This window comes from Flavobacterium limi, assembly GCF_010645075.1.
Lineage (GTDB): Bacteria > Bacteroidota > Bacteroidia > Flavobacteriales > Flavobacteriaceae > Flavobacterium > Flavobacterium limi.
Map to the genome: position 1 here is coordinate 169,125 of NZ_JAADZV010000009.1, position 10,151 is coordinate 179,275.

Consider the following 10,151-nt stretch of genomic DNA (forward strand, 5'->3'; position numbering starts at 1 on the left):
AATCAAAAATATACTTTTTCAATTCATCTTAAAAAACATGTTAAAAAAAAGTTTAAAAATTCTATTTTTTCCTGTTAATTTTATTTTATATTTGACCGCCGTTAATCGATTACATAAATGTTTTTTTTACTATTACAATAAACATTTATTACCAAACTTAACCTGTCCCTACATTGAAAAAAATTACCCTGAAGTTCTCTCATATCTTATTGTTTCTTGTTCTATTTATCAGCATTAATTCTTATGCCCATGTAAATGATACTATCACTGACCATAAGAAACAAACTCTTTCATTAAACAGCAGATTACAAAAAGAGGTTCCTCCTCTTACACCATTTTCGATATCGGCACCGGCAGAAAGTGAATTTACAAGTTCTTTTATCCAAAGCAATTTTCCAATTTCGGCCCAGACCAGTAATGATTTAGGAAAGGCTATGTCAACCTGCGAGGAAATTGATAAGAACATGAGCCTTCTTACTGATTTTCTGGAACCCAAAAAGCTTTCGACTCTGCCCCTGGGAATCAAAAAAACTATTGGCGGCATACAATACCTTTTAGGCATCAGCAATGCCAAATTTACTCCGGAATACACTGAACTGACCGCTTTTGTAAGGATTACTCTTCCTCAGACGGATGAAACGGGAAAACAAAAACAGTTATTTTTTGGAGCCAACAATATCAAACTTTCTCATAAAGGCGGCTTGGTTGGTGCTACTAATCTGGTTTTACTTGGTGATGTCCCTATAAAAATCAATGGGGAGAATTTGTTGCTGATTTTAAAAGGCGGCATGGAAATGTCTACCGGAGAAGTAAAGAATAAAACTTATGTCACTATAGATTGTAACGGCTTTAAGGAGCTCGGACTGGAGGCTGATGTTGTTTTCTCCAGAAGTTTATTAGAACCGGTAGATGCCAGTTACAATCCGCTTCCGGCTGAAAAAAGAGTTCAGGCTTCATTTAAAACTATTGTATCGAACTGGAATGATATCCTAATAGAAATATCGCTCCCTACTTTTCAACTCACGAATTATAAAGGAACCTGTTTTGAACTGAACAAAGCTGTAATTGATTTTAGCGACCTTCATAATTCCAGTTCTATTGTCTGGCCTAAAGATTATGAAAAAGATTATCTGGTACCCGGAAATGAAAATTTATGGAGAGGATTATTTGTAAGTTCTTTAAAAGTAGTGCTTCCATCCCAATTCAAAGAGAAAGGAACCGATAACCGACTTACATTTAAAGCATCCAATCTGTTAATAGACCGAATGGGGGTGTCTGGAAATTTCTCTGCCGACAATGTTCTGGATCTGGGGAAAGGCAGTGCTGCAGGATGGCAGTTCTCTGTTGATCATATTGAAATGGAATTCAGGGCAAATTCATTAATGCATGCTAAATTTAACGGAGCCATTGTTTTACCGCTGTCTGATAAATCCAAAAAATGTGCTGCCAAAACACGCGGTGAAATTGCTTATAATGCTCTTATCAATCCTGTCGACAATGAATATTTATTAAAGGCTGAAGTAAGCGAAAACGTATGTTTTCAGGCCTTTAAAGCCACAGCCCGATTTGACAAGGGATCCTATATCGAATTAAAAGTAAAAGAAGGCAAGTTTTTACCGAAAGCTTTTTTGAATGGAAGCATTACGATAAAAGGCAGTAACAAGCCAAATGCTGATCAGGAGCCGGAAGCTTCCGGACCGCCATTATCTTCTATGGGGCTACCGATGGCGCAGGCAACCCAAACAAAAACCACTACAACAACTCCAACTCCAGCTCAGACTGAAGATGAAGATGAAAAAGGTGCCGTTGCTTTTCAGGGCATCTTATTTCAGGATTTAGAATTACAAACAGTCACCCCAATTTTCAAGGCGAAGTACTTTGGTTATAAAAATGAAGCTGAAACCGATCCTAATTCTTCTAAAGTCGCCAATTTCCCGATTACTATTCATGAGATTGCCCTTATTGCAGATGATGTATCCGCATCCCTAAAAATAGATTTGTCTGTTAACCTGATGAAAGATCAATTCAGCGGGCGGACAAGGTTTAATGTCGTAGGTAAATTTGGAAAAGACGACGGCATACAAAAGTGGAAATTTTCTCATTTAAAATTTGAACGCGTAGACATTGCTGCCGACTTAGGCGGTATGAAATTCAAGGGAAGTATTGAGATAATGGACAATGACCCTGTCTATGGTAAAGGTTTTAAAGGATCACTAAAAGCTGATTTTTCAGGAGGAATATCTGTTGAGGCCAATGCTATTTTTGGCTCTACCACTTTCAGGTACTGGTATGTAGATGCTATGGTGGATAACCTTAATATCCCGGCTGGTGCTATTACTTTTAAAGGTTTTGGCGGCGGTGCTTATTATCGAATGAAAAAAGACGGTTTTAGTAACCGATTTGCTGCTTCAGGGTCTAATTATGTACCAGATTCCGACTCCGGTCTTGGGGTAAAAGCCATGATTAAATTTGCCGGAACTGCTACTGCCGATGCTTTTTGGGGAGGTGCAGGTTTTGAAATCGCTTTTAACAACCGCGGCGGTCTCAACCGAATCAGTATTTATGGTGAGGGCCACGTTATGCAGCCATTTGAAATACCAGGTGCAGAAGAACTGCAAGGCGCTTTAAAAGCTGTCGCAGAAAACGAAAGCCTAATGACAAAAGTAGCCCTAGAGGCTCTAAAAACATCCAATCTATCAGAAGCTGCTGCTACTTTATACCCGAATGATGTAAAAAGTTCTATGGGTATCAATGCATTTGCTGCTATTGAATATGATTTCAGAGCCAAAACTTTACATGGATCTTTTGACTTATATATTGATACCCCTGGAGGTTTTATAAAAGGACGTGCCTCAGGAAACAGAGCCGGATGGGCTGTCCTGCATTTTGGCCCTGATAAATGGTACATCCATATGGGAAAACCGACCGACCGATTAGGTATTAAATTAGCCATAGGATCCATTGAAGTGGAAGCCGGTGGTTACTTTATGCTGGGTGACGATATTCCGGGTAGTCCACCACCACCTGCTATTGTTGCACAGCTTTTGGGAGTAGATGCTTCCAAACTGGATTACATGCGTAATGAAAATATGATTGATGCAGGAAGAGGATTTGCGTTTGGTGCAGATTTTAGCATAAAAACAGGAGACTTAAGCTTTTTAATGTTTTACGCTAATTTTCAGGCCGGATTTGGATTCGATATTATGGTCAAAGATTATGGCGACGCTGAATGTAAGGGTTCCGGCCAGATTGGCTTAAACGGATGGTATGCCAATGGACAATCTTATGCTTATCTTCAGGGGGAACTGGGGATTAATATTAAATTGCTTTTCGTACGCAAGAAAATATCTATCATCAAGGGAGGAGGCGCTGTTTTACTACAAGCCAAACTACCTAATCCGTTATGGATAAGAGGTTATATGGCCGGAAAATTTAGTATACTCGGAGGAGCCATACGAGGCAGTTTCCGATTTAAATTACAGTTTGGAAAAGAATGCGAATTTATAAATGCAGATCCATTGGCAGGATTAAAATCTATTGCTGACGTTACCCCAACAGAGGGATCAAAAGATGTAGATGTTTTTGCGATTCCGCAAGTCGCCTTTAATATGCCTGTAGATAAAAACTTTACACTCGAAGATGATCAGGGAACAAAAACATACCGACTCAAACTTGAAGAATACACTATCAAAAAAGATGGCGTTCCTGTTATTGGTACCATCAGCTGGAATAGTACCAAAGACTTATTAAGCTTTAATTCCAGTGAAGTTTTACCTCAGAATTCTAATTTAGTGGTGACTGCAAAAGTAAGTTTCCAGGAAAATGTAAACGGTACGTGGAAAACCATTATGGATGAAGGCCAGGTTGCTATGGAAAATGAAGTTCGAAACTTTACTACAGGTGCAGCCCCAAAAAACATTCCGGTAAACAACATCGCTTACAGTTATCCTGTATTTGACCAAAAGTATGTATATCAAAACGAAAGCAAGGAAGCTTATATAGTGTTGAAACAAGGTCAGACTTATTTGTTTGAATTAAAACCAGGTCAATCCCAAGAAGCTTTTTATAAAACCGGAAACAAAACAACCAACACTGCTATCCGATATAATTCTGATTTGAAAAAAGTAATTGTTGATTTACCTGTACTGGAACAGGCAAAGCCTTACAATTTATCATTAATGACACTGGAAAAACAAAATGAAGCCAATGGTAATTTAGCTGAAAATTACCAGACTCAAAATCTGGCGGACGATAACAATGTTGATGTAAAAAACAATGAACTTAAAGAAGTTGTTTCCGGTGCAGAATCTATTGAGTTGGTACAATACAATTTTAACACCAGCCAGTACAATACTTTTCAGGAAAAAATGGCTGCCAAAAAACCTAAACAGACATTAGTTGAAATTATTTACATGGATGTTCATGCTTTACAATCGTTAAACAGTTCGACAGAACCTTTTGATGAAGCAGAACTTATTGGTAATTCAAAAACTCTGTTTCAACCGCTTGTAAGTACAGAAGCTATTTTAGACAACAACTATTATAACAATGAGATCTATCCTCTTATTTATCAGGGATATCCTCTGGAAGCTGATTTAAAACTGGATAAGAGTATTAATATTGCTTTAGGTGTTCCACCTGTGAGGGGAGTTGAAACCATGGCCTGGTATCAGGATTATATTTTTAACAATCCAACCAGCTTTATGCTAAAAGAATATCTGCCATATCGTTATAACCTGCCATTCTATTTTAAAAATGACTTTATCGATTTACGATATAAGGTTGTAAACAAATATCTAAATACATCTAATCAGGCTATGATCGCAAAATATGATCGCATCATAAATGGAGAATTCCCTTACATAAAAAAGGGGCTTTATAATATAAGACTGAATTACACGCTACCTGGCGGACAGTCAGGAACCAGTTCTGTTTTTACTTTCAACAAATCAAATTAAACATGAGATCCCTATTTTCAATCCTATTCTTTTTTACAATAGGTTTTACCAGTTTTTCCCAAAGTAAAGAAGATACTATAACTGAAAAGAAACCAGAAATACAAGTTATAGCCAGAGTGCAAAAAGACAGAATCTTATTGCGATGGGCTGTTACTACCCCAATTGCCTGGAAAAAATTAAATACTTATGGTTATACATTAGAAAGATATACAGTAACACGTGACAATAAAACCCTGACGCAACCTGAAAAATTGATTCTTGCCAAAGTTATAAAACCTGAACCGCTAGAATCATGGGAAAAAATTATTGAAAATAATGATAATGCCGCTATTATTGCACAGGCTATTTATGGTGAGAGCTTTGCCGTAGAGGGAGGTGGTACTATTCAAAACATTGTAAACCTTTCTGAAGAGAATGAACAACGTTTTACATTTGCCTTATTTAGTGCCGATAAAGATTTTGAAATTGCCAGAAAAGCTGGTCTGGGCTTTGAAGATAAAACAGCCAAAATAAATGAAAAATATGCCTACAGAGTAGTTTCAAATGTTCCTAAAAATGAACTCGGCATAGACTATGGCGGAATATTCGTGGGGCTTAAAGAATATGAACCACTACCAAAACCACTTGATTTTACTGTTCACTTTACAGATAAAAGCAGTATGCTTAGCTGGAATTTTAAAACCTTATCACAAGTGTATGGGAGTTATTATATAGAACGCTCTACAGATAAAAAGACTTTTGAAAGAATTACTGAAAAGCCATACACTTCTTTAAATCAGGAAAATGCAAATAACAACCGTATTTTTTATGTTGATTCTATAGCCAACAATAAGCCATATAGCTACAGAATACAGGGGATTTCTCCATTTGGAGAATTAAGCCCTTATTCTCAGGTCATTACCGGAAAAGGAACTGCCATTTTGCAATTCGTACCTCATCTAAAGGTTAAGGATTTTAAAGATGATACAACTGTTACCCTGACATGGGAATTTCCGGAAGAAGGCGATGCTGAAATTTCCGGATTTGAATTAAACCGTTCTGACAGCGACGATATCAACTATACTACTGTAATAAAAAATATACCTGCAAAAAACCGTTCGGTAACGTACAATAAACTTTCGTCAACGAATTATTTTACTATTACTGCCATCGGTAAACAAGGGAGCAACAGAACTTCTTTTCCAATGCTTGTACAGCCTGTAGATTCTATTCCGCCTGCAAAACCTGTAGGATTAAAAGGGGTAATTGACAGTTTAGGCGTAGTAAAGCTAACCTGGACAGCTAACAAAGAAAAGGATTTGTTAGGATACCGTATTTATAAAGGAAATACTGCTCAGGAAGAATTCAGTCAGATAACCGTGAGTCCGCATGAATCTATTTCTTATGAAGATAAAGTACAAATTAAAAACTTAAACCCTAAAGTATATTATAAAATTATTGCTGTTGATAACCGCTATAATATGTCGGATTTTTCAGAAGTCCTGATCATTAAAAAACCTGATGTAATCCCTCCTACTTCCCCTATCTTTTCAGATTTCGAAATAAAAGAAGGTGCCGTATTCCTGGAATGGGTCAACAGCCAGAGCGAAGATGTAGTCAGCCATCAGCTATACAGAAAAGAAAATGACCAGAAAGACTGGACACTTATTCTGGATACCAAAAACAAGGAAGAAAAATACCAAGATAAAACAGTTGTTGAAGGAAACACCTATCGCTATGCCATTTTTGCAAAAGACGAGAGTAATTTAACCTCTAAAGCATCTCCTGAAGTGGCTATGTTTGTGCCTAAATATTCTGTAATGCCTGCTATTAAAGGATTTTTTGCGCAAGCCAATAAAATGACCAATACTATTGATTTATCCTGGGAATATGCGAATACCGAGGTAAACAGTTTTGAAATTTATAAGGCATCAGATACTGAACCTTTACAGTTGATTCAGGTGCTTACCGGAAAAACAAAACGTTTGTCTGACCCTACTATTACCATTAATACCAATTATAAATATGGGATCAGGGCTGTATTTAAAGATGGAAGGACTTCTAAAATGGATTTCTTTAGTTTAAAATTTTAAGCCAGTGTCCGAACAACATTTGAAATCATTACCCAATGATTGTAAAATATGAATTGAATATGAAAAAACTTTTACTTCTTTTTGCTTTTTTAACTTCATACTGGACATTTGGACAGCTTACCTATAGTTTTGATGTTGAATATTATGCTTGTGGACTATCTTCTAATTATTGTTCGCCTAATTCAACTTCAAGTAGTTGGTACTATAGTAGTGAGACCTTTAATTCCTATTTTTGGAGTTTTGGTACTACTGAAGATTTTCGAGGCCGCAGGGATACACCTATAACAGGGACTTATACTATACCTATCAACGATGATTTTATTCTGAGATATCATTACGATTATGATAATTCTTTTAATCCTTTAGGGGATAAATTCCCGGGAAGAAATGTTGATACACAAAACAGTCGTTATTATTGGCCTGGCCAATATCCTAATCCACATTCTGATCTATATTATGGTGAAGCGAATGGTCGTATTTTTTTTCAGGATCGATATATTAACTGGAATTATGAACTTAGATATTCAGGATCAAACACCTGGGGAAGTGATACTTATGATGATTTATTTATAAAAGTACCATTTTCCAGAATATCCGGTTCAAATTGTTATAGCCGTATTCCCTATCAGGGAAATGAAAATACAATTGCAAGCGATCCTCTTGATCGTGATTATTGTATAGAATGTTCTATTATTACAGGCGGCATTGCTTATGATGGTGTTGATGATACTCCAGACGGCCATCTTACAATAAAAAACTTCTTCCCTAACGACCTTTTGATTACCCGAATGGACAAGGCCTCAACTGATATACTGGCGGGTGAACAAATACGCTTACAAGCCACTACACCCGCTGCACATACTACAAGCTTATTTCCGGATTTTGTATACAACTGGCAATACAGTACGGATGGAGGAATTTCATGGGAAAGCGTACCAGATAAGTTGGTTAATGGTCTTAAAATAAACAAAACCAACAATACTGCTTTTACGATGCAGGAAATGCTTGGTGATGCACATACCAGTGTTTTTGGCCCTGTATCTTTCAGGCTGGGATACGGTACAGCAAACAGGTCTTTTACCAATATCCTACACTTTAATTACAAAGCCGGGGCTCCGGTAGTAACGGGCGTAGAATATGTTGCTCCTAAATGTAGTGGTGATCCTGTAACAAGTCTTGATGTGTATTTTGACCGAAAATTAGAAGGAGGAGAGTCAATATGGCCGCTTCAAATTGTTCGCTATCCTAAAATAGACCAGGATCAGCCTAAATTGTCACAGGAAATGGTTTACGATCTCGTTTATGATCCTGTAAAAGATAAATACAAATATTCTTTTATCATCACAACCATTAATAATAAACTCATAAATAATACCAGCTATGCAGTTGAATACCAAGGCATGGTTAGTGGAGTCGGCAGAGGTTATCTCCTTTCCGAACAGTCTTTTGTATATCAGGATCCTGAGCCCTTAACATTTACTATAGATCCTACAGACCCCTTATGCCATAATGGAGAAGGAGGTTTGACCATAAACGTTAAAGGAGGGTCCGGAAAATATTCTTATTCTTTAGACGAAGGAACTACAATTCCGTTTACCGTGACAACAGTTGAAACGTCAACCACTACAAACAATATAACCACTATAAGCCGAAGTGCCAGTCAGCCCTTAAACTTATCTATTTCCGACGCAAAAAAAAGTTATAAAATAAAAGTAATAGATGAACATGGGTGCATCGAAAAATCGCTTTAGGTTTATGAGAAAACTTTACTTATTATTGTTTTTAGGATTTTGTCTAAATGGATTTGGACAGATAGTTCCTAGCTATACTTATTTATTTTATCAAACCATTACCGACAATATTAATTATGAATGGTATACTTATGATGAGTATTTATATAATCCGTCCGGTGGCCCTGCGGTTAATCTTACAGGAGCTGACCGTTTTTTTTTAAATTCACCCAGATCTACTTATGTTAATAACAATGTACCTGTAGACCTGAATACAACTAACTATAGGTTTTCATTATGGGGATACATAACCTTTGGTGGTGAATTAGATGATTTTAATAATGCAATTTCTATTCAGGACTTACTAAAAGGCAGTGTATACAAACAGTTAAGAGGTGAAGCATATTCTGAACTAACCCCCAACGACCTGGCAATATCAAATTTAGGAACAACTGAAGTTTGCGCCGGAGAAATGTTAAATTTAGTAGCAACACCTGCCGGATTTCATAACTATGTTTATCACTGGCAATACTCTTTAGATGGTCAAATTACCTGGAGTGATGTACCTGAAAAAGTTGTAGGCGGGCACAACATGAATAATACTGAAGTTTCAAGGTTTTCTATTTTTGATCTATTAGGTGAAAATCACAAAAATCATTATGGCCCTATATACTTTAGAATTGGATATAATCAAGACCGGATATTCTCTACCAATACAATTCAAATTGATTATAATCCCTGTGCACCAACTGTTACCGATGTACAATACAAAGGTCCTAATTGCAGCGGAGAGGGCATTCAAAAATTGGAAATTACATTCGACAGGGCATTGGATACTAACAAAGATGAAAATCTTTACCAATTATATATAAGAGAAACTATAAACAATTCTGGTGAAATCAAATCAACCCCAATGTTTTCTGTAAGCAATGTTACATATCCTGCTGGCTCTAAAATATATTCTTATTCTAATATATCAAATTTTACAAGTTTAGAGAGTGGTCGGGAATATGAAGTTTTTTATCAGGCACAAGTCAAACATCCTACCGTTCCTAATTCTTCCATACTGAAAGGTGTTTTGATAGGTTCAAAACCTTTTACTTATTATAATCCGCCTCCACTTACTTTTCAAGTCAGGGCTGACAATCCTATATGCTATAATGGAAAAGTTAATATAAATATTGAAGCCGATGGTGGCACTCCTCCTTATTTTTATAATGACCTAAATGGAGAAACTGAAATTGTCAACGGAGTAACACAGGTAAAAAGAATACAATTTGATCCATCAGACAAAAATAAAAAAACTGTGACCATACAACAGGCAGAACTAAAAGAGTACAACATCAAAGTAACAGATTCAAATAACTGCATTGAGCAATAATCTTAAGATA

4 protein-coding genes are annotated in these 10,151 nt (G+C 36.5%); all 4 read left to right on the forward strand.

Annotated elements, in window-relative coordinates; translation table 11 throughout:
- Positions 1-173: 173 nt before the first annotated feature.
- The 4 genes from GXM16_RS17955 to GXM16_RS17970 are packed head-to-tail and all read left to right on the forward strand — an operon-like array spanning position 174 to position 10,141.
- The gene (locus tag GXM16_RS17955; protein ID WP_163395875.1) at positions 174-4,958 is read left to right on the forward strand and encodes a hypothetical protein; all 4,785 of its coding nucleotides are present in this window, start codon (positions 174-176) and stop codon (positions 4,956-4,958) included.
- Between the two features lie 2 nt (positions 4,959-4,960).
- Entirely contained in the window at positions 4,961-7,030 is a 2,070-nt protein-coding gene (locus tag GXM16_RS17960) for a fibronectin type III domain-containing protein (RefSeq protein ID WP_163395876.1), read from the forward strand.
- 59 nt (positions 7,031-7,089) lie between these two features.
- Positions 7,090-8,781: a SprB repeat-containing protein gene (locus tag GXM16_RS17965; protein WP_163395877.1), complete on the forward strand. Its 1,692-nt coding sequence runs from the start codon at positions 7,090-7,092 to the stop codon at positions 8,779-8,781.
- A 4-nt stretch (positions 8,782-8,785) separates the two neighbouring features.
- Complete coding sequence (locus GXM16_RS17970) at positions 8,786-10,141, forward strand: hypothetical protein (protein ID WP_163395878.1); 1,356 nt, start codon at positions 8,786-8,788, stop codon at positions 10,139-10,141.
- The last annotated feature ends 10 nt before the right edge of the window (positions 10,142-10,151 follow it).